The 24,566-nt window shown below is 46.3% G+C and carries 21 protein-coding genes; 20 read left to right on the forward strand and 1 reads right to left on the reverse strand.

What is annotated here, in order from left to right; translation table 11 throughout:
* The first annotated feature begins 5 nt into the window (after window positions 1-5).
* A complete protein-coding gene (locus tag CSH93_RS09885; protein WP_100643079.1) occupies window positions 6-311 on the forward strand; it encodes a hypothetical protein in 306 nt (101 codons plus the stop codon).
* A gap of 7 nt (window positions 312-318) precedes the next feature.
* On the opposite strand, the gene CSH93_RS09890 is transcribed toward CSH93_RS09885, so the two are convergent.
* A complete protein-coding gene (locus CSH93_RS09890) occupies window positions 319-1,515 on the reverse strand; it encodes a dipeptidase (protein ID WP_100643080.1) in 1,197 nt (398 codons plus the stop codon).
* A 250-nt stretch (window positions 1,516-1,765) separates the two neighbouring features.
* On the opposite strand from CSH93_RS09890, the gene CSH93_RS09895 reads away from it, so the two are divergent.
* From CSH93_RS09895 to secA, 19 genes are all read left to right on the forward strand, one after another.
* On the forward strand, window positions 1,766-2,527 hold the full coding sequence (locus CSH93_RS09895) for a SapC family protein (RefSeq protein WP_100643081.1): 762 nt from the start codon (window positions 1,766-1,768) through the stop codon (window positions 2,525-2,527).
* Between the two features lie 307 nt (window positions 2,528-2,834).
* On the forward strand, window positions 2,835-3,293 hold the full coding sequence (mraZ, locus tag CSH93_RS09900) for a division/cell wall cluster transcriptional repressor MraZ (RefSeq protein ID WP_100643082.1): 459 nt from the start codon (window positions 2,835-2,837) through the stop codon (window positions 3,291-3,293).
* Window positions 3,290-4,228 carry a 16S rRNA (cytosine(1402)-N(4))-methyltransferase RsmH gene (gene rsmH, locus CSH93_RS09905; protein WP_100643083.1) on the forward strand — a complete coding sequence of 313 codons (939 nt, stop codon included), beginning with the start codon at window positions 3,290-3,292 and terminating at the stop codon, window positions 4,226-4,228. The genes mraZ and rsmH overlap by 4 nt, the downstream gene beginning before the upstream one ends.
* Window positions 4,225-4,545: a cell division protein FtsL gene (ftsL, locus tag CSH93_RS09910; RefSeq protein WP_100643084.1), complete on the forward strand. Its 321-nt coding sequence runs from the start codon at window positions 4,225-4,227 to the stop codon at window positions 4,543-4,545. The genes rsmH and ftsL overlap by 4 nt, the downstream gene beginning before the upstream one ends.
* Window positions 4,542-6,350, forward strand: a complete 1,809-nt coding sequence (locus tag CSH93_RS09915) for a peptidoglycan D,D-transpeptidase FtsI family protein (RefSeq protein ID WP_100643085.1) — start codon at window positions 4,542-4,544, stop codon at window positions 6,348-6,350. Before ftsL ends, CSH93_RS09915 begins: the two co-directional genes overlap by 4 nt.
* Complete coding sequence (locus CSH93_RS09920) at window positions 6,340-7,872, forward strand: UDP-N-acetylmuramoyl-L-alanyl-D-glutamate--2,6-diaminopimelate ligase (protein WP_100643086.1); 1,533 nt, start codon at window positions 6,340-6,342, stop codon at window positions 7,870-7,872. Before CSH93_RS09915 ends, CSH93_RS09920 begins: the two co-directional genes overlap by 11 nt.
* Window positions 7,869-9,272, forward strand: a complete 1,404-nt coding sequence (gene murF, locus CSH93_RS09925) for a UDP-N-acetylmuramoyl-tripeptide--D-alanyl-D-alanine ligase (RefSeq protein ID WP_100643087.1) — start codon at window positions 7,869-7,871, stop codon at window positions 9,270-9,272. Before CSH93_RS09920 ends, murF begins: the two co-directional genes overlap by 4 nt.
* Window positions 9,266-10,348, forward strand: a complete 1,083-nt coding sequence (gene mraY / locus CSH93_RS09930) for a phospho-N-acetylmuramoyl-pentapeptide-transferase (RefSeq protein WP_100643088.1) — start codon at window positions 9,266-9,268, stop codon at window positions 10,346-10,348. The genes murF and mraY overlap by 7 nt, the downstream gene beginning before the upstream one ends.
* A 13-nt stretch (window positions 10,349-10,361) precedes the next feature.
* Window positions 10,362-11,672, forward strand: coding sequence for a UDP-N-acetylmuramoyl-L-alanine--D-glutamate ligase (gene murD / locus CSH93_RS09935; RefSeq protein ID WP_100643089.1), 1,311 nt, complete (start codon window positions 10,362-10,364; stop codon window positions 11,670-11,672).
* Window positions 11,672-12,919: a cell division protein FtsW gene (ftsW, locus tag CSH93_RS09940; RefSeq protein ID WP_100643384.1), complete on the forward strand. Its 1,248-nt coding sequence runs from the start codon at window positions 11,672-11,674 to the stop codon at window positions 12,917-12,919. The genes murD and ftsW overlap by 1 nt, the downstream gene beginning before the upstream one ends.
* Complete coding sequence (gene murG, locus CSH93_RS09945) at window positions 12,912-14,045, forward strand: undecaprenyldiphospho-muramoylpentapeptide beta-N-acetylglucosaminyltransferase (protein ID WP_100643090.1); 1,134 nt, start codon at window positions 12,912-12,914, stop codon at window positions 14,043-14,045. The genes ftsW and murG overlap by 8 nt, the downstream gene beginning before the upstream one ends.
* Window positions 14,046-14,050: 5 nt before the next feature.
* On the forward strand, window positions 14,051-15,490 hold the full coding sequence (gene murC, locus CSH93_RS09950; protein ID WP_100643385.1) for a UDP-N-acetylmuramate--L-alanine ligase: 1,440 nt from the start codon (window positions 14,051-14,053) through the stop codon (window positions 15,488-15,490).
* Complete coding sequence (locus tag CSH93_RS09955) at window positions 15,487-16,446, forward strand: D-alanine--D-alanine ligase (RefSeq protein WP_100643091.1); 960 nt, start codon at window positions 15,487-15,489, stop codon at window positions 16,444-16,446. The genes murC and CSH93_RS09955 overlap by 4 nt, the downstream gene beginning before the upstream one ends.
* The gene (locus CSH93_RS09960) at window positions 16,443-17,177 is read left to right on the forward strand and encodes a cell division protein FtsQ/DivIB (RefSeq protein WP_100643092.1); all 735 of its coding nucleotides are present in this window, start codon (window positions 16,443-16,445) and stop codon (window positions 17,175-17,177) included. Before CSH93_RS09955 ends, CSH93_RS09960 begins: the two co-directional genes overlap by 4 nt.
* A gap of 2 nt (window positions 17,178-17,179) precedes the next feature.
* Window positions 17,180-18,409, forward strand: coding sequence for a cell division protein FtsA (gene ftsA, locus CSH93_RS09965; RefSeq protein WP_100643093.1), 1,230 nt, complete (start codon window positions 17,180-17,182; stop codon window positions 18,407-18,409).
* Between the two features lie 90 nt (window positions 18,410-18,499).
* Window positions 18,500-19,657 (forward strand): cell division protein FtsZ, encoded by a 1,158-nt coding sequence (ftsZ, locus tag CSH93_RS09970; RefSeq protein WP_100643094.1) that lies wholly within the window; start codon window positions 18,500-18,502, stop codon window positions 19,655-19,657.
* 99 nt (window positions 19,658-19,756) lie between these two features.
* A complete protein-coding gene (gene lpxC, locus CSH93_RS09975) occupies window positions 19,757-20,668 on the forward strand; it encodes a UDP-3-O-acyl-N-acetylglucosamine deacetylase (protein ID WP_100643095.1) in 912 nt (303 codons plus the stop codon).
* A 178-nt stretch (window positions 20,669-20,846) separates the two neighbouring features.
* On the forward strand, window positions 20,847-21,740 hold the full coding sequence (locus CSH93_RS09980) for a M23 family metallopeptidase (protein WP_100643096.1): 894 nt from the start codon (window positions 20,847-20,849) through the stop codon (window positions 21,738-21,740).
* Between the two features lie 119 nt (window positions 21,741-21,859).
* Window positions 21,860-24,559, forward strand: coding sequence for a preprotein translocase subunit SecA (gene secA, locus CSH93_RS09985; RefSeq protein WP_100643097.1), 2,700 nt, complete (start codon window positions 21,860-21,862; stop codon window positions 24,557-24,559).
* The last annotated feature ends 7 nt before the right edge of the window (window positions 24,560-24,566 follow it).

Raw genomic sequence — 24,566 nt, forward strand, 5'->3', positions numbered from 1 at the left:
TTAGCTTGAAAGTGTTTTTGTGGTTTGTAGGATTTGCCTACGTGTTTTTATATTTTTACGCCGCGTGGATCTATGAAGGATTTGATATGTGGCTGGCAATACTCATATTTGCGACAGTCACAGGGCTCATCATATACAGTCGAAAACGCTCGGCAAGGCGAGCGGCAGCTGAAAATGAGCATGCAGCAGAGGCTGGTTCAGACGTTATTCAGAGTGAGCCAGCAGCGCCACTGTCATTGTGGCGCTCGCCATTACCTTATATGGTCATGTTATTAGCTGGCATCATCATTGGTAGCATGTTGTTGATCTAAGGTCGAATTATCCTTGTTTGGCAGCGTAGTCTTCTACTTGTTGCCAAACACGCAGTAAATTGCCACTGAGTATTTGTTTGATATGGGCTTCGCTATAACCGCGTTTCAACAAACCGGCCACTAAGTTAGGAAAGGTCGACACATCCTTTAATCCTTCGGGTAACGAATCACCAACACCGTCATAATCTGAACCTATGCCTACGTAATCTATGCCAACGGTTTCAACCACATGGTCGATGTGGTCAAGCACCATATCGAGGGTAGAGAAAGGGTAAGGATTTTGCTCTCGATATTGCTCGTCAAATGCCGTTACCTGTTCACTTTGCTCGCCAAACTCTTCAATTAATGCTTCTCGGCGCTCGGTGAGACGGTCGCGCCATTGGCGTGCTATTGGGCTTACAAAACCAGAACCAAAGTTGATCATGATGACCCCACCATTTTTGGCTAATGCTTTGAGCATGTCATCGTCCATATTGCGTTCAAACCCCGGGGTAAACTTACGCAGGCTGGAATGAGACGCGATCACCGGTACTTTGGTGATTTCCAGTGCTTGATAAAAGGCTGCATCAGACACATGTGAAATATCGACCATTATGCCAAGGTTATTCATTTCGTTAACTAATTGCTTGCCAAATGGACTCAGTCCCTTCCACTGGCGGCGTAAGTCATAAGAAGAGTCACTGATGTGATTACTTTGCGAGTGCGCTAATGTGATATAGCGAATACCGCGCTGATAAAACGCTTTTAGGTTGTCTAAATCGCCTTGTATCGGTGACCCATTCTCCATTCCCATAGGCAGTGAAATTAAGCCTTTAGCAAAATGATCCTTTACCTCTGCTACTGATGTGGCAATAGCAAACTTATCGGGGGCACGCGCAACAATGGCTTCTACAGAATCAATCAGTTCGTGTGCAAGTTGTGTCGACTTTGGGCTGTTATCCAGTGACGCCGGTACATAAATAGACATAAACGGTGCATTTAAACCGCCTTGCTTGGCACGGGGATAATCAAAATCTCCCCCTTCGGTAGCTTGGGTCACATCTACCCAACGCTCTTTTACGCGATAGGGAACATCTATGTGGCCATCTACAATAATGGTTTGCTGTGCGATTTCGTTTGCTTTTTGTTCGCTGTTAGAAGCGTTCGCGAGAGAACTTAAAGACAAAACAACGCTTGCAGCAACAACAGAATATTTAGATAACATAGAGGTAGTTCCTTGATTTAAGGCGATAATAAGACGACTACCCTAGCTTAAGCGTTTAAATCTCGCAATCATTGTCGACATTGGGCTTGAGATCTTAGATACTACGCATCCGAAAAATACGGACGGTCGGTTTTATTATGCAGTAAAACACAGACCAATAATTATTAGTGGTTCTTCATTATCCTTCTTCATGCATAGTCAAATTGATGGTGTGGTCCACACTTGAATAAATCAGACTGAGAATAAATCCATGGCAGTAAATTACATCCCGCTAGACAAGAATAAGCATAAAGAGCTTAAGGTTAGCGCACATAAAGACTTCGAATTCGCAAAAAATAGCCACTTGGCTGCAGCAACAATCCGCGAGTTCGCACAATTGGCTGGTTCAATGCCAATCGTATTCATTCAAGACCCACAGTCGGGTAACTACCACGTAGTGGCGATGTTGGGTACTGAACAGAATAAAAACTTCTACGTTAAAGATGGCGTGTGGCAGGGTCCTCATGTACCAATGAACATCCAGCGTTACCCATTTGACGTGCGTCCTGATGGCGATAAATTGGGCGTGTTCTTTGATGAAAACAGTGAATTGCTGAATAAAGAAGACGGTCAAGCGGTGTTTACCGATGAGGGTGAACCATCAGAATTCTTAAATGTACGTCAAAAGTTCTTAGCGGACTTGGCGAACAGCGAATTACTGACGCAAAAGTTTGTTAAGCAAGTCGTTGATCTTGGTTTGCTGGAATCTATTGAAATTGGCTTAACTTTCGCAAACGGTCAACAGCGCAACGTGACTGGCATGATGTCAATCAACGAAAAGAAATTGCGTGAATTGAGTGATGATGTTGTTTCAGAGATGCATAAGAATGGCTTCTTAGGCGCTATCTATGCAACTATGATTTCTCTAGGTCAGCTAAACCGCTTGGTTGAATTGTCAAACAATACTGATACGCCGATTGCAAATCTTCAAATTCGTGCGGCTCAACCTGAAGCGCAAACTGCGAACGCTTAATTGACACATCGTGTGTAAGTAAAAAAATTTAGCTCGTAAATTAAAACCGCCACCTTAGCCGTGGCGGTTTTTTTATAAGCTAATCAGCAACTTCTCTTCTCTGGCAAATTTTGCCGAAATTTAACCTTCCTCATTTTGCGGTTTTTATACCGAAATAAGCTTGACAGTGGGGCTATTGCGTACCTAAACTCACAAATGTGGGTAAAAGTGGCAAATTGTGGATCAATGTTGAATGTCAGTGGTCAATTGTTTGCAAAGCAGAGCTTCAAAACACGAATAATAAAAAACAACAAAGAAGGCTAGGGGAATGTTCCGCGGCGCTAACGCAATCAATCTTGACAGTAAAGGCAGGGTGGCTATCCCCACCAAGTATCGCCAAGCGCTGCTTGATGATTGCGGCGGAAATCTGGTTTGTACAGTTGACATTCAACAAAGTTGTTTGCTGCTTTACCCACTTACCGAATGGGAAGAAATCGAACTCAAGTTAACCAAACTTTCATCTATGATCCCGCAAGAGCGGCGCTTACAACGCTTGTTGTTGGGGCATGCGACTGAAGGTGAAATGGACAAGAGTGGTCGTTTTCTACTACCTCCACCACTGCGTGCTCATGCAAAACTCGATAAACAGATTATGCTCGTTGGCCAACTCAATCGTTTTGAGATTTGGGATGCTGGTATTTGGAGCGAGCAGGTTAGCGATGATATGGCTGCGGAGCAGGCTGGTGGCTTTGAATTAACAGAGCGCCTGCAGGACTTCTCACTGTGAATACTGAGGTATTCGAACATCGTTCGGTCCTGCTTGATGCTTCGGTTGATGCGCTTAATATCAAACCTGAAGGCACATACATTGACGCCACATTTGGCCGTGGAGGTCACTCTCAGGCTATTTTGGCTCAACTATCTGACAAAGGCCGCTTAATAGCGTTTGATCGCGATCCTACGGCAATTGAGTCCGCACAACGTTTCGCCAATGATCCTCGATTTTCTATTATCCATGAGCCGTTCGCTGAAATGCAGCAAGTATGCGAAAGCAAAGGCTTGGCGGGAAAAGTTGATGGCGTATTGATGGATTTAGGCGTGTCTTCACCTCAGCTGGATGACGCTTCTCGCGGTTTCAGTTTCATGCGTGAGGGACCGCTAGATATGCGCATGGACACTACTCGCGGAATCAGTGCTGCAGATTGGCTCGCGCGAGCTGAAGAACAAGATATAACTCAAGTGCTTAAGGAGTTTGGTGAAGAGCGCTTTGGTAAGCGTATCGCGCATGCAATTGTGCAATACCGCCAACATACTCCAATTTCAACGACATCACAGCTGGCTGAAATTATTGATGCAGCGATGCCGGTAAAAGATAAGCACAAACACCCGGCAACGCGCAGCTTTCAAGGCATTCGTATTTATATTAACGCGGAATTAGACCAATTAAGAGAGGGGCTTAAAGCTGCTACGGCAGTGCTTGCACAACAGGGGCGCTTGGCGGTTATCAGTTTTCATTCGCTTGAAGATCGTTTAGTTAAGCGATTCATGCGTGAGCAAAGCAAAGGCAAAGATCTACCTCCAGGCATGCCCGTGACTCAGGCTGAAATTGATGCTGATAAAGTGCTGCGGTTAATCGGTAAGGCGATAAAGCCCGATCAAGCTGAATTAAACGACAACGTGCGAGCGAGAAGCTCAGTACTGCGGGTGGCAGAGAAGCTATGACAAACGTGCCAACCAATTTCAATCCAGTCACTATTATGTTGACTGATGCAGCCCGCCACCCCTTGCGGGTTTTGTTGTTTTTATTGGTGATCCTCAGTGCCATCGCCGTGATTCTAAGTGCACACATGAATCGTCAGGTGATTATTGCCAGTGAACAATTGATGCAAGAGAAAGACAGACTGGATATTGAATGGCGCCACTTGCTGTTAGAACAAGGTGCACTGACTGAGCATAATCGTATCGAAAGCTTGGTTAAGCGAGACTTAGGCATGCGCAGACCAGAGCCTGCTGATGAAGTTGTGGTGAGGTTGAAATGAGCGCGATCATTACATCTCACGACCGTTCAATCGAGAGTCCGGCCAAACGTCGTGGCGGCTCAGGCGCTAAGCAAAATAAAGCGCCGAATTTAATTAACTGGCGTTTCTTAGTGGTTTTGGTTTCAGTGGTCTGTGTGTTTGTCGTTTTGGCGATGCGTGCAGCTTACATCCAAGTGATTTCGCCTGATGCACTGATAGAACAAGGCGACAACCGCACATTACGTACGCGCAATTCAATTGCTCACCGTGGATTGATAATCGACCGCAATGGTGAAGAGTTGGCGGTAAGTGTTCCGGTGCGAGCAATTTGGGCAGATCCGAAAATTATTCATCAAGAAAATGCCTTCAACCAGCGTCGTCGTTGGTTAGCGCTTGCCGAAGTATTGGGGCAGGACATCAGCGAGTTGTTGGAAAAGGTTGATAATCCTAATCGCCGTTTTGTGTATTTACAGCGCCAAGTATCTCCTGCCATGGCAGAGTACGTGGAGCAATTGGATATTCCGGGCGTAGGATTACGCAATGAATCTCGTCGCTATTACCCCTCAGGTGAAGTGGCTGCTCATCTGATTGGTTTTACTGATGTAGATGATAAAGGTATTGAGGGATTAGAGCGGTTATATGACGATTTATTGACCGGAACACCCTCGAGTCGCACGATCCGACGAGATGCGAAGGGGCGTCAGGTTGAGATACTCGAGCAAACGAATGGGGAGCAGGCACAAGACCTGCAATTAACCATCGACCAGCGTATTCAGTCAATGGCGTACAAAGCGATTAAACAAGCGACTGAAACCTATGCGGCTGCGTCGGCGTCAGCTATTGTCGTAGATGTTGCCTCAGGTGATATCTTGGCAATGGTCAACAGTCCTTCGTTCAACCCAAATAATAGAGACACGGTGGCTCCCCACAGAGTGCGAAACCGTGTCATTACGGATCCGGTTGAGCCTGGCTCTGCTTTGAAACCATTAGCGGTTCTAGCGGCATTAGAGTTTGGCATCGTTCATCCTGATTCCATGGTCGATACCTCACCAGGACGCATGCGTTTGGGCGGGAGTTTCGTCTCTGATCCTCGCAATTACGGCGAAATAGACCTAACAACTGTTATTCAAAAATCAAGCAATATGGGCACTTCCAAGCTGGCATTGTCGGTACCAAAGGAATTCTTAATCGATACCTATTACAACATGGGATTGATGTCTGATACTGGGACTTTGCTAGCGGGCGAGAGTTCGGGGTTATTTCATGAGCGTAACCGCTGGTCTAAGTTCGAATTAGCGACGTTGAGTTTTGGTTACGGGATCTCAGTAACACCTGCACAGCTAGCACGGATGTACCTGACTATCGCAAATGGCGGGATCAAAAAGAATCTTAATATTATCCTAAATGAGCAACGTCCCGAGGCGTTTAAAGACGAAGTGCGTGTGGTTTCTAAGAAGAATACTCAAGCACTTATTGCAATGATGGAAAGTGTTACCCACGAGGGCGGCTCAGGTATTAAGGCGGGCGTAAATGGCTATCGAATTGCCGGGAAAACCGGTACTAGTCAAAAAGCGATTGCCGGTGGCTACGGTGATGAATACGTAAACATCTTTGCAGGACTGGCTCCAGTTTCAAACCCTCAGTTAGTGACTGTGGTATTGATTAATGAGCCCGGTGGAGACTTATATCATTCTGGGGATACTGCCGCCCCTGTGTTTTCTGAAATCATGGGCGGAGCACTTCGCCTACTCAATGTTGCCCCTGATGCTACAGGTGGCGATGTTAGCCAAGTGCAATGGCTGGAGGCGCAAAGTCATGGTCATTAGTCACTTCGTACAAAGTATTGAACCCTTGTTAGTTAAATTTGGTATTCATGCACCTGACGTGCGCGTTGAGCGCTTGGTGCTGGATAGTCGAGATGTCTCGATCAAAACAGCATTCTTGGCCATCAAAGGGCATGAGCTGGATGGGCGTGAATTTATCCCTCAGGCGATTAGCCTCGGCGCTCCGGTTATTATCAGTGAAACTGATGATGAGTCACTTCATGGCCATTGTTCGATGCGACAAAATACAGTGATTGTTGAATTCTTTAACTTATCACAATCTCTGTCTGCACTTGCCGCTGCATTTTATGATTATCCAGCGAGTAAAATGACCAGTATTGCTGTTACAGGCACTAATGGCAAAACGTCGGTTGTGCAGTTGCTTAGCCAATTGCGTCACGCGCTGGGAATGAAATGCGGCATGATTGGCACGCTCGGCTACGGGTTGTTCAACGCGCCTTTTTCACCTGATTCGCTGACGCAGTCGCGCAATACAACGCCTGATGCGCTGAATATGCAATACATCATGGCAGAAATGGCCCAGCAAGATGTGCATCAAGTCGCTTTTGAAGCTTCCTCTCATGCATTGGTGCAAGGGCGCTTAAATCAAGTTAAGACGGATGTCGCAGTCTTTACCAACTTAACGCGCGATCACCTTGATTACCACGGTACTATGGAGGCCTATGGGGCAGCCAAACGTCGTTTGCTAGAGCAACCAGCATTGCAACATGTTGTGTTAAATGCAGACGACCCTGAAAGTCAGAATTGGGCGAAATTCGCACCCAGCGATGCTGAAATTTCTTGGTATGGAATTGACTCTGATAGTACGCAATTCGCAGCAAATCAGCGCTTTTGTTGTGCTCGAAATGTAAAAACCAGTTCTAAAGGCACAAGCTTTGAGTTGTACAGCAGTTGGGGCAATAGTCAGGTACAACTGCAATTGGTTGGGCGTTTCAATGTTTATAACGCACTTGCGGCAGCGGCTGTCGTGCTGTCTTTGGGTACTCGTTTAGCAGATGTACTCTCCGGTTTAAGTCGTCTTGTGCCAGTACCTGGACGCATGGAACTCTTCAGTGCAAAGGGGAAACCTAGCATTGTCGTGGATTACGCCCATACGCCTGATGCACTCGCCCATGCCTTAGAGGCCGTCAAGGCGCATACCGAAGGTGATACTTGGTGTGTGTTTGGCTGTGGCGGACAACGCGATAAAGGTAAACGCCCACAAATGGGCAAAGTCGCCGCAGATATGGCCGATCATATCGTGTTGACTGCCGACAATGCGCGCAATGAAGACGTAAGTGACATTAGCCGCGATATACAAGCGGGTATATCAGGCGACCACGATGTCACTGTTATTGATGACCGTAAAGACGCTATTACTTATGCGTGCAAAACGGCTAAACCCGGCGACATTATTCTTTTGGCTGGGAAAGGCCATGAAACTTATCAAGAAGTAAACGGACAGCGTCTCGATTACGACGAGCGTGCGTTCGCAAGAAAAATAATAAAGGAGCTTTCAGCATGATTTCGGTTTCACTTCAATGGATTGCTGATCACGTCAATGGCACGTTAAAAGGGGCTGATTTGGTCATCAATTCAGTGACCACAGACACACGTCAATTGGGAGAAGGCTCAGTATTTTTAGCATTAAGCGGGGTTAATTTTGATGGCCACGCCTTTATTCAACAGGCGCAAGAGAAGGGCGCAAGTGCTGTGATCGTTAACCGTGAGGTTGATACCGATTTACCGCAAATCGTGGTGGAAGATACACATCTAGCGTTGGGGCAATTAGGCGCTGCGGTTAAACAAAAGGTAGCGCCAAAAACTGTTGCGATCACGGGTAGCAGCGGTAAGACAACCGTAAAAGAGATGACGTCCTCAATTTTACAGCGTCGCGGCAGTGTTCTGGCTACAGCAGGTAACTTTAATAATGACATTGGTGTTCCTTTAACGCTATTGCGTTTGGAAGAACAACATGACTTCGCGGTGTTAGAGCTGGGTGCAAATCATCTGGGTGAAATTGCTTATACCGTTGATTTGGTTAAACCCGATGTTGCCACTATCGTGAATGCGGCGGCGTCTCACTTGGAAGGCTTTGGCAGTCTATTTGGGGTCGCACGAGCAAAGAGTGAAATATTTAAAAGCCTTACGCAACATGGCATGGCAGTGCTGAATGCTGACAGTCAGTTTATTGAATACTGGCAAGGCAAGCTAAAACGTCACAACGTACAAATGTTTAGTCAGGCAGGCGACCAAAATAGCGATTTTTATGCAACCGATGTCACATTAGGTTTAGATGGTTGTGCTTCATTTCATATGGTGACGCCACAAGGTTCAACCGGGATAAACCTGGCGATACCAGGTGTTCATAATGTTGGTAATGCACTTGCGGCCGCTGCTTTGGCTATGAATGTCGGCGCAACGCTCGAAGATGTGAGAAATGGCCTAGCGAGCATGCAAGAAGTGAGTGGCCGCTTGAACGTGAAGCAGTTGTCCAATCAAATCCGGTTGCTGGATGACACTTATAATGCCAACGTGGCGTCAGTTAAGGCCGGTATCGATTTATTATCAAGCTATTCCGGTCGAAGAATTCTCATCTTGGGTGATATGGCAGAACTGGGCAATAAAGCCAGAGCCTATCACCAAGAAATTGGAGAATATGCGCAAGTGCATGGCATCGAACAGGTGTATACATTAGGCGTGCTAAGTCAGCATGCGAGTGAAGTGATGGGGGACAATGGCTATCACTTCAATGATTATGAATTATTGGTCGAGCACTTGAACGAACATTTACTCACAGAACAGCGTGATATTACGTTGCTCGTTAAAGGGTCACGCAGTGCGAAAATGGAACGCGTCGCGGCCGCTATAGAGGCATCACCGTTGGGAAAGCGTGAACGCCGGCGGGAGAAAATCGCATGTTGATTTGGTTATCGGAGTGGCTAACCCAGTTTGATACTGGATTTAACGTATTCTCGTATCTTACGATGCGAGCCATATTGAGCACATTAACAGCGTTGCTGATCGCGATTCTCATTGGGCCGAAGATGATCCGCTGGCTGCAGCGTCTACAAATCGGTCAAACCGTGCGTGACGATGGTCCACAATCTCATTTGTCAAAAGCCGGCACGCCGACCATGGGAGGGTTACTGATCCTGGCAGCGATCCTGATTAGCAGTTTATTGTGGGCTGATCTAACCAATCGATACGTGTTAGCAACATTGGCCGTGGTCGTTACCTATGGTGTCATCGGCTTTGTCGATGATTACCGTAAAGTGATCCGAAAAGATGCCAAAGGCTTAATCGCACGCTGGAAGTATTTTTGGCAATCAGTGGTCGCGATTGGCGTGTCATTTTATTTATACAATACAGCCACATTGGATGCTGAAACCGCATTGATTGTGCCTTTCTTCAAAGAAGTTATGCCACAACTCGGTGCTATGTATTTAGTGATTGCTTATTTCGCTATTGTTGGCACCAGTAACGCGGTTAATTTAACCGATGGGCTAGATGGTCTGGCAATAGTACCGACTATCTTAGTGGCTGGGGCCCTGGCGATTTTTGCTTATGTTACCGGCAATGCTAATTTCTCAGCTTATCTTAATATTCCTTTTATCCCATTAACCAGTGAACTGATGATTGTGTGTACTGCAATTGTTGGAGCCGGTTTGGGCTTTTTATGGTTCAACACTTATCCCGCTCAAGTATTTATGGGCGATGTTGGCTCACTGGCGCTTGGGGGAACATTAGGGATCTTGGCAGTACTGGTCAGACAGGAAATTGTATTAATTATTATGGGCGGGGTGTTCGTGATAGAAACCTTGTCGGTGATATTACAGGTAGGTTCCTTTAAATTGCGCGGACAACGCATTTTTAGAATGGCGCCAATCCATCACCATTATGAGTTAAAAGGGTGGCCAGAACCGCGTGTGATCGTGCGTTTTTGGATCGTGTCCCTGATCCTCGTGTTAGTTGGGCTAGCGACGCTGAAATTGCGTTAGCCTAGGAGTTTAAATGAAGCGTTTTGCAGACAAACATATCGCAATCATTGGTGCTGGCCTTACCGGTCAGTCGTGTGCGCGTTATTTACGTCAGCAGGGGGCATCTTTAACCATCTTTGATACTCGAGATAGTGGTGCTATTGGTACCAATGAAACCATCATATGGGGCGCTGTCGCAGAAGACGCGTTAGTCGGTTTCGACATGGTTGTTGTCAGTCCTGGCGTTTCTTTGCAAACTACTGCTATCCAGAACGCCTTGGATAATGGCGTACCGGTTGTGGGAGATATCGAGTTATTTGTGCAAGCCAATGACGTACCCTTAATCGCTGTAACCGGATCGAACGGCAAGTCCACCGTCGTGTCATTAATCGGACATATCTTCAAACAAGCCGGATTAAAAGCGGAAGTCATTGGTAATATTGGCAGACCTGCATTAGATGCCCTTTCGGCAAATGCCAATGAACCCTTGGATTGGTATGTGTTGGAACTGTCGAGTTTTCAATTGGAATCCACGCATTCGCTTAAAGCAAATATCGCGTCGGTGCTCAATATTACGGAAGACCACCTCGACCGCCATCGTACAATGGAGGCCTATCGTGCTGCTAAAATGCGCATTTATGATGGTGCCACGCATTGCATAGTGAATCGAGATGATCCGCTTTGTCGCACTGCGCAGATTGATCACGCAATTACGTTTGCGTTGTCTCCTTCGCCTGTCGGAATGTCATGGAACGCGGCGAACCAAAAGATTTATCACAATGGTGTAGCGGTTATTGACTATTCACGTTGCCAATTGATTGGTGAACATAACGTCCTTAACGTGCAAGTGGCCTATTTAATTACCTACCTTGCAGGGATTGAATCTAAAACAATCAGTGCTGCCATTGAACAATTTAAAGGCATTGCGCATCGCTATGAACGTGTAGCATCTGCTTCAGATGTTATCTGGATCAATGATTCCAAGGCAACCAACCCTGGCGCAGCACTTGCCAGTATAAAAGCCGCTAAACAGCAGGCAATAGCAGAGCTTATCGTGATCGTGGGCGGAGATGCAAAAGGTGCTGATATGTCAGTACTTGCCGACGCTCTAGCTGATGTGAAGTACGTTGTTGCGCTCGGACGTGACGGAAGACAATTTTTAAGTATGCAGCCTAATAGTGTGTACGTTGATTCTTTGCAGCAAGCCGTAAAGATTGCGTCAGCGATGGCTCAGCCAAACGATATCGTGCTATTGGCACCTGCTTGTGCCAGTTTAGACATGTTTGAAAATTATCAACAGCGTGGTGATGTGTTTGCTTCTGCCGTGCAAGAGGTGGCGGCATGATGAGCTTAGCTGCAAACAAGACCTCTCTAGCCCAATTGTTTTCAAGACAACATGATGATGTGCCTGCACGTTATTATGATCTGACGATTGTATTGGTATCGTTAGCACTAATGGCAATAGGTTTTGTCATCGTTACCTCAGCATCCATGCCCGTAGCTGCTCGCTTGTTTGATAATCCATTTCACTTCGCCATACGCCATGGCATTTACCTTGGATTGGCTATTTCTGCTGGCATTATAGTACTTCAGGTTCCCATGCAGTTTTGGCGAGTAACAAATCCTTATTTATTGCTAGCCGCGATAGGGCTGTTGGTTGCGGTGTTGCTTGTCGGGCGAAGCGTAAATGGTAGTACGCGATGGTTGGTGTTGGGTCCAATTACGATCCAAGCAGCAGAGCCAGCAAAGCTGTTCTTTTTCTGCTACTTGGCTGGCTACCTAGTGAGACGTTATGAAGAAGTCACCGAAAACCTTAAAGGGTTCGTTAAGCCGCTGGTGGTTTTCTTCGTTTTAGCGCTTTTATTGCTATTGCAACCTGACTTGGGAACTGTGGTCGTAATGTTGGTTACGACCATTGGTTTGTTATTTCTGGCAGGTGCACGTTTATGGCAATTCTTTGCACTTGTTTTTGTTGGGCTGCTTGCGGTAGTTGCGTTGATCGTGTTTGAAGAATATCGGATGCGCCGAATTACATCATTTTTAGACCCTTGGGCAGACCCGTTTGGCAGCGGATATCAGTTAACCCAATCATTGATGGCCTATGGTCGTGGAGATTGGTTTGGCCAAGGTCTTGGCAATAGCTTACAAAAGCTCGAATTTTTGCCTGAAGCCCATACTGACTTTATTGTCGCTATATTGGCCGAAGAGTTGGGTTTTGTGGGGGTCATGAGTGTCTTAGCACTGGTTTTAGTGCTGGTGGTAAAAGCGCTGCGTATAGGCAATCGAGCCATTAGTCAGGCGCGCCCATTTGATGGATTCTTAGCATATGCTATTGGGATCTGGTTTAGTTTTCAAACAGCCATCAATGTTGGTGCAAGTGCGGGGATCCTACCAACCAAAGGGCTAACCCTGCCATTAGTCAGTTACGGTGGTTCCAGCTTGATAACCATGATGGTTGCAACGGCTATATTACTTAGGATTGATTTTGAATTGCGTGTCAGTGGTGTACAAGCGCTCGGTAGCAACAAATCAAAGGTTAAACGCCGTTTAACACAGCCGGAAAGTAGCAACGTTGGAGGTGGCGATGAATAGCACAGCATCGACAAACCCAACGAAAACGATATTGATAATGGCCGGTGGTACTGGTGGGCATATTTTCCCTGGGATCGCTGTGGCTGAGTATTTAACACTACATGATTGGCAGGTTCACTGGCTCGGAACACCCGACCATATGGAAGCGCAAATAGTACCAAAGCATGGTATCCCTTTGCACTTTGTAGAAGTCAGCGGACTGCGTGGTAAGGGTATAGGGCAGAAAATCAAATCCGTTTGGCGGCTCTTTACCGCAATTTTCAAGGCGATGCGTATTATTCGTAAAGTTAAACCTGATGCTGTTCTCGGCATGGGTGGATATGCCAGTGGTGCGGGCGGGATAGCCGCCAAAATATGCCGCGTACCTTTGCTTGTGCATGAACAAAATGCGGTTTTGGGGTTAACTAACCGTTGGTTAGCTAAAATAGCCAATCGTGTAATGTTGGGTTTTGGCTCAGCAGCTAGGCAATTGGGCAATGCGTCTCATGTAGTCGTGACTGGCAATCCTATACGAGCAAGTATCGGGCAACTGGCAAAACAAACTGACGTCACTGCGCAATTGCCACTTAAAATATTAATCGTAGGCGGGAGTCTCGGCGCAAGACCATTCAATCAAGCATTACCTGCCATCTTGGCTCGCTTCAGCAATTGTGAAATTGTGCATCAAACCGGTAAGGGTAATGGTCAGGCTGTTGAGGAAGCGTACCGTCACGCCGGCAGGACTGCTGATCTTACAGTGACTGAATTTCTCGACAATATCGGTGAATGTTATCAGTGGGCAGATTTAGTGATTTGCAGGGCTGGTGCAATAACGGTAACGGAAGTTTCATTGGCGGGCATCGCGGCAATCTTTATTCCACTTCCACATGCAGTCGATGATCACCAAACTGCCAATGCACAGTCGTTGGTCAGTAGACGAGCCGGATATTTAATTAAACAAGCGAATATGCAAGACGAATTACCACAACTATTAAAAGACATTATTGACCATCCCAGTCAGCTCGAAGAGATACGCCTAAACGCGCTTGATTGTGCAATCAGCGATGCGGCCAAACAAGTGGCAACGCAATGTGAGTTAGCGATAGAAAATAAAAAACGCTTCTCATCTAGGGGGGCTGTACTGTGAGTGATATGACACCGTTTAAGAATCCTCAAATGAGGCAGATCCAACATATCTTTTTCGTCGGTATAGGCGGCGCAGGTATGGGCGGGATTGCAGAAGTCTTACTCAATGAAGGTTATCAGGTCAGTGGGTCTGACATACAAAACAACGCGATGACTGAGCGTCTGTCCGGGCTAGGCGCAAATGTGTATATTGGCCACGCGGCCAAAAACATAGAAAGTGCGAACGTAATTGTTGTATCAAGCGCAATTGACCAACAAAATCCTGAAATACAAGCCGCGACCGAGAAGCGTATTCCCATTATTCGACGGGCTGAAATGCTGGCTGAGATCATGCGTTTTAGGCATGGTATTGCGGTAGCGGGTACGCACGGTAAAACCACTACTACAAGCTTAATTGCCACCATTTTTGCCGAGGCAGGACTCGATCCTACCTATGTGATAGGCGGTTTGCTAAATGGTGCCGGTACCAACGCAAAATTGGGCTCTAGTCGCTTTTTGATTGCTGAAGCTGATGAATCCGATGCATCTTTCTTGCATTTACAACCGATGATTTCCGTGGTGACCAATATTGAACCCGACCACATGGAAACCTATCACGGTGACTTTGAACGGATGCAAGACACGTTTATTCAGTTTCTTCATAATTTGCCATTTTATGGTCGCGCCATTGTGTGTGGCGATGATCCGGTTATTCGAGGACTTGAGTCACGCATAGGTCGCAACACTCTGACGTATGGTATTGAGCCTCACAATGATTTGATTGCGCAAAATATCAAAGCAGTACCTGGCGGTATGTTGTTTGAGGTTGTTCAAGAAGGTAAGGCTCCTTTGCCGATCACGCTGAACTTATCTGGCCAACATAACGTGTTGAACGCGTTGGCGGCGATTGCGGTCGCTCAAGATGAAGGTATCGCGGCACATCATATACAAGCGGCTTTAAAAGGCTTTGCTGGCATTGGTCGACGTTTCGAGCACTTAGGGGAGTTCCCACTTGGAAATGGCAAAGTTACGCTGATTGATGATTACGGCCATCATCCGACGGAAGTTAAAGCTACGTTAGAAGCTGCGCGAAATAATTGGCCAAACAAGCGCATAGTGATGATCTTTCAACCTCACCGCTATTCGAGAACACGTGACTTGTATGAAGACTTTGTTGATGTTTTATCTACAGTAGACGTAGTCCTCATGCTTGATGTATACGCGGCGAGCGAACACCCCATTGAAGGCGCAGACAGTCGGTCTTTGTGTCGTTCAATTCGCATGCGCGGACAAATTGAACCGATTTATGTAGGTAACGTGAGCAAGCTTCCAGAATTACTCTTAAATGTTCTGCAGCCTGAAGACCTCCTACTGACTCAAGGCGCGGGTAGCGTTGGAGCACTGGCTAAAAATTTACAGGCATCGGCAATGGATCCCGTTGAGTTGTCGCGGAGGTTGTCCTCATGATATCTACGCAAAACATGCCTGCGCCTGAAGTCTTCGGCAAAGTAGCCGTGATGTATGGTGGTAATTCAGCGGAGCGTGAGGTTTCGTTAAACTCAGGCAAGGCTGTGTTGAACGCGTTGCTCAGTCAGGGGGTTGATGCTCATGGCTTCGATCCGGCGGAACATGCATTAACGGAGCTGGTCGCTCAACAATTTGATCGTGTGATGATCATGTTGCATGGCAGAGGTGGAGAAGACGGCTCTTTGCAAGGGGCATTACAGCAATTAAATATCCCCTACACAGGCAGTGGTGTTTTGGGATCTGCACTGGCTATGGACAAGGTTCATACGAAGCAAATTTGGCAATGTTTAGGCTTGCCAACAGCAAAATATAAAATTGCTGATAAAAGGCACTTTGACGTTGGATCATGCGGCGCTATAATGCATGAGTTGGGGAACATCGTCATGGTCAAACCAGCTCGAGAAGGTTCGAGTATTGGGATGGCAAAAGTGACAAGCGCTAAACAATTAGAAACTGCCGTAAAAGAAGCGTTCGACTATGATCGACATGTATTAATAGAGCAGTTCATTGATGGTCCGGAGTACACGGTCGCCGTCTTAGATGGCAAGGTACTACCGTCCATTCGTATGTCTACCCCTCATGTGTTTTATGATTATTCTGCCAAATATCAGGATAACACCACCGAGTATTTTTGCCCGAGTGGCTTATCTGAAGAGCGAGAACAGCGCATAGCCGCGTTATCTTCGCAGGCGTTCGATGCCCTGTCATGCAGCGGTTGGGGACGTATAGATTTGATGCAGGATACGCATGGTGAATTCTTCTTGTTAGAAGCCAACACCGTGCCTGGAATGACGGAAAAAAGCTTGGTACCTAAGGCCGCTGCGGCAGCCGGTATCGGATTTCAGCAGCTGGTTGTCGCGATATTGGCGACGAGTTTGTCGCGGGAGTCTGAATGACAACGCCTGCAACGCGCTCGACAACTTTTTGGGCCGGAGTAGTGTTTTTGCTGCTGGTATTGATTGTTGGTGGGGCGACTGCGGCGAGTGTGTATCGCTGGTTGAATGACGCGCAAGCGTTGCCTGTACAACAGATTGTGTTTGAGGGTGAACGTGAGCACATTGATGAAAAGCGCTTAGAAGCGCTGATCAGACAGCATCAACCGGGAAGTTTTTTTGCCTTAGATGTCAATGAAGTTTATGCGTTGCTAGAAGAGCAACCTTGGGTGTATCGCGCATCGGTGCGTAAACAATGGCCGAATCGTTTGACGATTTATGTAGTTGAACAACAGGCTGTTGCGCATTGGAACGACGATTTATTGTTAAACCCTTACGGTGAGACTTTTGCTGGCGGCAATGATATTACTGGTTTACCGAAGTTATATGGACCAGGTGGCAGTGAAAAAACGGCTTTGCAAGGGTTTAACGCGATGCAAACCATATTGGCTGGCGCAGCATTGCCTATTGATGAATTGTTTTTAAGTGAACGCTTTGCATGGCAATTAACACTTAAAAACAGCATTAAATTGAATTTAGGTCGACAAGAGTTTATCGACCGGTTGCAGCGGTTTGTGGATGTGTTTCCACTGATAAAACAGCAGCAACGAGCGGTTGAGTATATTGATTTACGCTATGACACTGGACTTGCCGTGGGGTGGTCTGATGCAAGCAACATGAGTGAGAACGTTTAAGTATGTCCAAAACAATGGATAGAAACCTAATAGTCGGGTTAGACATCGGCACTAGCCAAATTAAAGCGGTGGTAGGCGAATTGCTTGATGATAATTCGTTGAGCATCGTCGGTGTCGGTACTCACTCATCAAAAGGCATGGATAAAGCGGGTGTTAATGACTTGAACCTGGTTGTACAGTCTGTGCAGCGGGCTATCAATGAGATGGAACTGATGGCTGATTGCCGTGTTTCATCTGTGTTCTTAGCTGTGTCTGGGCGACATGTTCAATGCCAAAATGAAAATGGCATGGTACCCATCAACAATCAGGAAGTAACACAAGAAGACGTGGATAATGTTATTCATGCGGCGCGTTCGGTTCCTATTGCGGCTGAAAGACGTTTGTTGCATGTGTTACCGCAGGAATTCACGATTGATGTCCAAGAGGGCATTAAAAATCCTATCGGTATGTCTGGCGTAAGGATGGAGGCAAACGCTCACATCATTACCTGTGCCGATGACATGGCGAAAAATATTGTTAAATCAGTTGAACGATGCGATTTGCATGCGGACCAACTGATATTCTCTGCCCTAGCATCGAGTTATGCGGTATTGACCGATGACGAACGTGAACTTGGTGTCTGTGTAGTGGATATCGGTGGCGGTACCATTGATATCGTGGTGTACACAGATGGCGCGATACGCCATACCGCCGTTATCCCTGTCGCTGGAAATCAAATCACTAGCGATATTGCAAAGATATTCCGTACGCCGATCAGCAACGCGGAAGAAATTAAAGTGAATTATGCGTGTGCACTTAAAGACATGGTCAGCATGGAAGAGACTATTGAAGTGCCAAGCGTCGGCGGACGACCTGCGCGAGCGATGTCACGACACACGCTCGCGGAAGTGATAGAACCCCGTTATCAGGAGTTGTTTGAACTGATTTACGAAGAGATCCAGGCCTGTGGGTTAGCTGAGCAAATAGCAGCAGGGCTTGTATTAACTGGCGGAACAGCCAAGATGGAAGGCGCTGTTGAGTTTGCTGAAGAAATATTCCAAATGCCCGTGCGTGTTGGCAAGCCGCTTAGCGTAAAAGGGCTATCTGAATATGTAGATGATGCGAGCTTTGCGACTGTAGTGGGACTACTACAGTACGGGAAGCTACATGTAGATAATAAAAAGACAAAGAAAAGTAAGTCTGGCGAGGGCATGTTAAGTCGTGTTCAGAGCTGGTTTAAGGGTGAATTTTAAGCGTTAAAGCGTTTACACAATCCTCATCAAACCTCGGACGGTTAAGTAGATTGGGTAAGCATCATAAACGTACAAAACCGGAGAGTAAGTATGTTTGAATTAATGAATAGTCACGGCGAAGACGCAGTCATCAAAGTGATCGGTGTTGGTGGTGGTGGCGGTAATGCTATCGAACACATGGTGTCTCAAAGTATTGAAGGCGTAGAGTTTATTGCCGTCAATACCGATGCTCAGGTACTGAGAAGTTCTTCAGCGGACGTCACATTACAAATTGGTACAAATGTAACCAAAGGCTTAGGCGCTGGTGCCGATCCTAATGTGGGTCGTGAGGCGGCTTGTGAAGACCGTGAAACAATCCGTCAAAGCCTTGATGGCGCTGATATGGTGTTCATCACAGCCGGTATGGGCGGCGGTACAGGTACGGGCGCCGCACCTGAAGTTGCAAAAATTGCGCGTGAAATGGGGATCTTGACGGTTGCGGTTGTGACTAAGCCTTTCCCCTTTGAAGGCCGCAAACGAAGTGATTTTGCGAGTCAAGGCATTGAAGAGCTATCGAAGCATGTTGATTCATTGATCACTATCCCGAATGAAAAATTGCTAAAAGTAATGGGGCCTCGTACGCCGCTGCTTCAAGCTTTCAGCGCTGCTAACGATGTTTTGCGTGGCGCCGTTCAGGGTATTGCTGAACTTATTACACGTCCAGGACTCATAAACGTTGACTTTGCAGACGTTAAGACAGTTATGTCTGAGATGGGTACTGCGATGATGGGCAGTGGCCGTGCAAGCGGTGAAGATCGCGCAGAAGAAGCCGCGGAATCAGCTATTGCATGTCCGTTGTTGGAAGATATCGATTTGTCGGGTGCACGCGGTATTTTGGTTAATATTACAGCGGGTCCAGACTTCGCAATCGATGAGTTTGAAACAGTGGGTAATGCTGTGAAAGCCTTTGCGTCAGAAAATGCAACGGTTGTGGTTGGTACTGTTATCGATATGGATATGACGGACGAATTGCGAGTGACAGTTGTCGCGACAGGTATCGGTGCTGAACGTAAGCCTGATATTTCGTTGGTGAGTAGCGAAGGTTCGCGCTTAACCAGCTCTGCGAAGAACTTTACACAGTCGCGAGAGGTGCCGTCGACGCAATCTACGGATGGCAATCAAGCATTAAAAACTGATGAAGTGGCTCAGCCAAACAGTGATTTGGAATATCTTGATATTCCAGCATTTTTACGTAAGCAGGCTGATTAAGCAAAACGCTCGGGATTTATCAAGCTTGTCAGACCTGTTTTTTGACAGTTTTGTGACAATGCTATATAATTCGCGGCCGATTTTTAGGTACATGAAGCTATGATTAATCAACGTACAATAAAACAAGCGGTGCAGGAAACGGGCATCGGCTTGCATAAGGGAGAGAAGGTCACAATGACTCTCCGGCCAGCGCCAGCGAACACGGGTATCGTGTTTAGGCGTGTTGACCTTTCTCCTCACGTTGACATCCCTGCGCGTGCGAACGCAGTCGGGGATACTATGCTATGTACCTGCTTAAGCAATGCCGATGGCGTTAGCATTCATACGGTTGAACACTTAGCTTCTGCGCTAGCAGGTTTGGGGATCGACAACATTATTGTTGAAGTGGACAGCCATGAACTTCCTATTATGGATGGTTCAGCAAGTCCTTTTATCTTCTTATTGCAATCAGCTGGAATTGAAGAGCTCAAAGCGCCGAAGCGTTTCATCAAGGTTAACAAAGTCATTCGAGTTGAAGATGGCGACAAATGGGCTGAGTTACGTCCGTTTAATGGGTTCAAAGTAGATTTTAAAATCGATTTTGATCACCCTGTGATTAGCCAAACCCGTCAACACATGGTGATGGACTTTGATTCTGCTTCTTATGTCAATGAAGTGAGCAGGGCGCGCACCTTTGGTTTTATGCGCGACCTCGAATATATGAACGCACATAATTTAGCTTTAGGCGGTAGCATGGAGAATGCTGTTGCTTTAGATGAATTCAGAGTACTTAACCCCGAAGGGTTACGTTACGAGGACGAGTTCCTTAAACATAAAATACTAGATGCGGTCGGTGACCTTTATTTATGCGGGCACAGTATCATTGGCGAATTGCATGCGTATAAAACAGGCCACGGTCTGAACAATAAATTGCTAAATGCCATGTTACTCGATAAGAGTGCATGGGAGTTTGTATCTTACGAATCTGCGGACGAAGCGCCAATCAGATTCACACAACCTGCACTGGTTTAAAAAAATGCCGCATTTATTGCGGCATTTTTTATGCGTTGTTATTTTCAGTTGAACTTCCAGATGACTAAAAGTAAGCCAAAACAATGGGTTAAATATTGTTGCTGGCTGTTTGAAAAAGGGGATTGTGAGATTCAATCTACGCGGTAAAATAGCCCAGCGTTTGGTCAAAACTAACACTATGAAATTCACCTTATTAATTCGCAGCAAGCGCTTTAAGCTTGTGAAGCACATAAAAGCGAGAACACTCGTCAGTATGACAGTGTTGTTGAGCTTGGTCGTGCTTGTTTCAAGCCGCCCAACTGAGAATATAGATGAATATATCGCACGCATTCATGTCGTGAAGTCAGGGTTGTTGACCGAGCAAGCACGTGTCGCCCAACTACAAAAACAAACCTTGTCCGAGTTGGCAGTGGTTAAACAGCAAATTGCTGAAACTCAAGCAAAGCTGCTTGAAATCAGTGTGCGCAACCAGCATTTGGCCACCAGTAGCGGTATCGATATTCAAGATCCTAACGTTAATCACGTTGCTGATGCAGCAACTGTTACAGTTAATATTGACAATGAATCCCTCGTGTCCCCATTGGTTGATTCCATCGCGGCGGTGAATGAACAACTTTTACAACAAGTTAAACAGTTGGATGCGCTTGAAAGTGTCTTATTGGGTCACCATATCCAAGATATCAGTGAGGTTGCAGGTCGACCGGTAAAAAGCGGCTGGCTTTCTTCCTATTATGGTATGCGCGATGATCCCTTTACGGGCGAGCCCGCTATGCATAAAGGAATTGACTTCGCGGGCAGTGATGGTGACCCCGTTATAGCTACTGCTGCTGGGCTTGTGACTTGGGCCGGTGAGCGCTACGGGTATGGTAATTTAGTAGAGATAGATCATGGCAATGGCCTCGTGTCACGATACGGACACAATGCTGGTTTACAAGTCACTATGGGTGATGTTGTAACTAAGGGTCAACAAATTGCCACTATGGGAAGTACGGGCAGGTCAACCGGCACGCACGTACATTATGAAGTATTGCGTCAAGGACAACAGATAGATCCGCTACCTTTTGTTTATTGAGGTTCTCGCTCAATAGGCGTCTTAGGTTCGAGTCAGGCCAAGCAATCACAAAAATATAAAGTGCATTGCTCCGTGTGCGGAGCAAGGTAAATAACGATTAGATAAATTTGGAAAAAAACATGTTTGCCAGTATTGCAAGAAAGATATTTGGAAGTCGCAACGACCGTTTGTTGAAAAAGATGGGTAAAACGGTTGAAGCCATCAACAGCCTAGAAGCCGAATTAGAAAAGCTGTCAGATGACGAGTTAAAAGCAAAAACTGGTGAATTTAAACAGCGTATTGAACAAGGTGAAACGCTCGATGCGTTGTTGGTTGAAGCCTTCGCAGTCGTGCGTGAGGCAAGTAAACGTGTTTACGGTATGCGCCACTTTGATGTGCAAATGTTAGGTGGGCAGGTGCTACACCAAGGTAAAATTGCAGAAATGCGTACCGGTGAAGGTAAAACCTTAACTGCAACCTTACCGACCTACTTAAACGCACTAACCGGTAAAGGCGTATACGTCATCACCGTAAATGATTATTTGGCTCGTCGTGACGCCGATTGGAGCCGCTCGTTATTTGAGTTTCTTGGTTTAAGCGTTGGTTGCAATGTACCGGGTATGAGCCCGCCGCAGAAGAAAGAAGCTTACGGCAGCGATATCATTTACGGTACTAACAATGAATTTGGTTTCGACTACCTGCGCGATAACATGGCGTTTAGTCCGCAAGATCGTGTCCAGCGTAATTTGTATTACGCGGTAATTGACGAAGTAGACTCTATCCTCATTGATGAGGCACGTACGCCACTAATCATTTCTGGCGCGGCGGAAGACAGTTCTGAACTGTATATTAAAATAAACAAAATCATCCCCGAATTAATTCGTCAGGAAAAAGAGGACGAAGAAGGCCAAGAGGGTGATGGTGACTTTACGATTGATGAGAAAGGTAAGCAGATCCACCTCACTGAGCGCGGTCAGATACACGTAGAAGAGATCCTTCAGCGTGAAGGCGTGCTACCTGAAGACGAATCGCTGTTTGCAGCACAAAATATCTCTTTGCTGCATCATGTTAATGCTGCACTCCGTGCACATAAGTTATTCAGCAAAGATGTAGATTACATTGTCAAAGACGGTGAGATTGTCATAGTTGACGAGCACACTGGCCGCACAATGGAAGGGCGTCGCTGGTCTGAAGGATTACACCAAGCTGTCGAAGCTAAAGAAGGCGTGAAGATCCAAAACGAAAACCAAACCCTTGCATCTATCACATTCCAGAATTACTTCAGATTATTCGATAAGTTAGGCGGTATGACCGGTACTGCTGATACTGAAGCATTTGAATTTCAACATATTTATGGGTTAGAAACGGTCGTTATTCCAACCAATAGACCGATGATCCGTAAAGATATGCCGGATTTGATCTACCTTACGGCAGAAGAAAAGTACGAAGCTATCGTTGAAGACATCAAAGATTGCGTAAAACGTGGTCAGCCAACACTGGTTGGTACGGTGTCAATTGAAAACTCCGAGTTACTCTCACGTATTCTTAAGAAAGAAAAAATTGCGCACAAGGTATTGAATGCGAAATTCCACGAACAAGAAGCTGATATCGTTGCGCAAGCGGGTAAGCCAGGCGCAGTAACCATTGCGACTAACATGGCGGGTCGTGGTACGGATATTGTACTCGGTGGTAATTTACAAGCTGAAATTGATGCTATCAATGATCCCAAACCTCAAACCGTTGAGAAAATTAAAGCGGATTGGAAGGAGCGCCATCAGCAAGTGCTTGATGCAGGCGGTTTACATATCATCGGTACTGAACGCCATGAATCTCGCCGTATAGACAACCAGTTACGTGGCCGTTCTGGTCGTCAGGGTGACCCAGGTTCCTCACGTTTCTATCTATCACTTGATGATGCTCTCATGCGTATCTTTGCGTCTGAGAAAATGGGCAATATGATGAAGCGTTTGGGTATGGAGCGCGGTGAAGCAATCGAGCATCCATGGGTAACAAGGGCTATTGAAAATGCTCAGCGCAAGGTTGAAGGGCGCAACTTTGATATTCGTAAGCAGCTACTTGAATACGATGATGTGGCAAACGATCAGCGTAAGGTTATTTACGAGCAAAGAAACGAATTACTAGATGAAGGCGATATTAGCGATACCATTGAAGCGGTGCGTGAAGATGTTGTTAATGGCGTTATCGATGAATATATTCCGCCTCAATCATTGGAAGAAATGTGGAATATTGCTGATCTGGAAGTGCGCCTGAAGGGTGACTTTGCTGTCGACTTACCGATCCAGAAATGGCTGGATGATGATGACAAGTTGTTCGAAGAAAAGTTACGTGAGCGTATCTTGGCTGAGATCACTAGCGCATACCAAGCAAAAGAAGAAGTTGTAGGTCCTCAAGTGCTTCGCCAGTTCGAAAAAGCAGTAATGTTGCAGAATTTGGATAGCCATTGGAAAGAACATTTGGCTGCAATGGATCACTTGCGCCAAGGTATTGGCCTGCGCGGATACGCACAAAAGAACCCTAAGCAAGAGTATAAGCGTGAATCTTTCGAGCTATTCTCGGGCATGCTAGAAGCGCTAAAAGTAGAAGTTATTTCTATCTTGAGTAAGGTTCAAGTTAAAGCAGAGTCAGATGTTGAGGCGGTCGAAGAGCAACGTCGCCAGCAGGCTGAGGCTATGTCTAAGAAGTTTGAACATGAATCACCCAATGAGCCTGAAGCGAAATCACCAACGCAAACTCGACAAGGGCCGAAAGTCGGGCGTAATGAACCATGTCCTTGTGGTTCGGGTAAGAAGTATAAACAATGTCATGGCAAACTCAGTTAAGTTTAGC

It is taken from the genome of Neoalteromonas facilis (genome assembly GCF_002807665.1).
Classification (GTDB): domain Bacteria; phylum Pseudomonadota; class Gammaproteobacteria; order Enterobacterales; family Alteromonadaceae; genus Alteromonas_E; species Alteromonas_E facilis.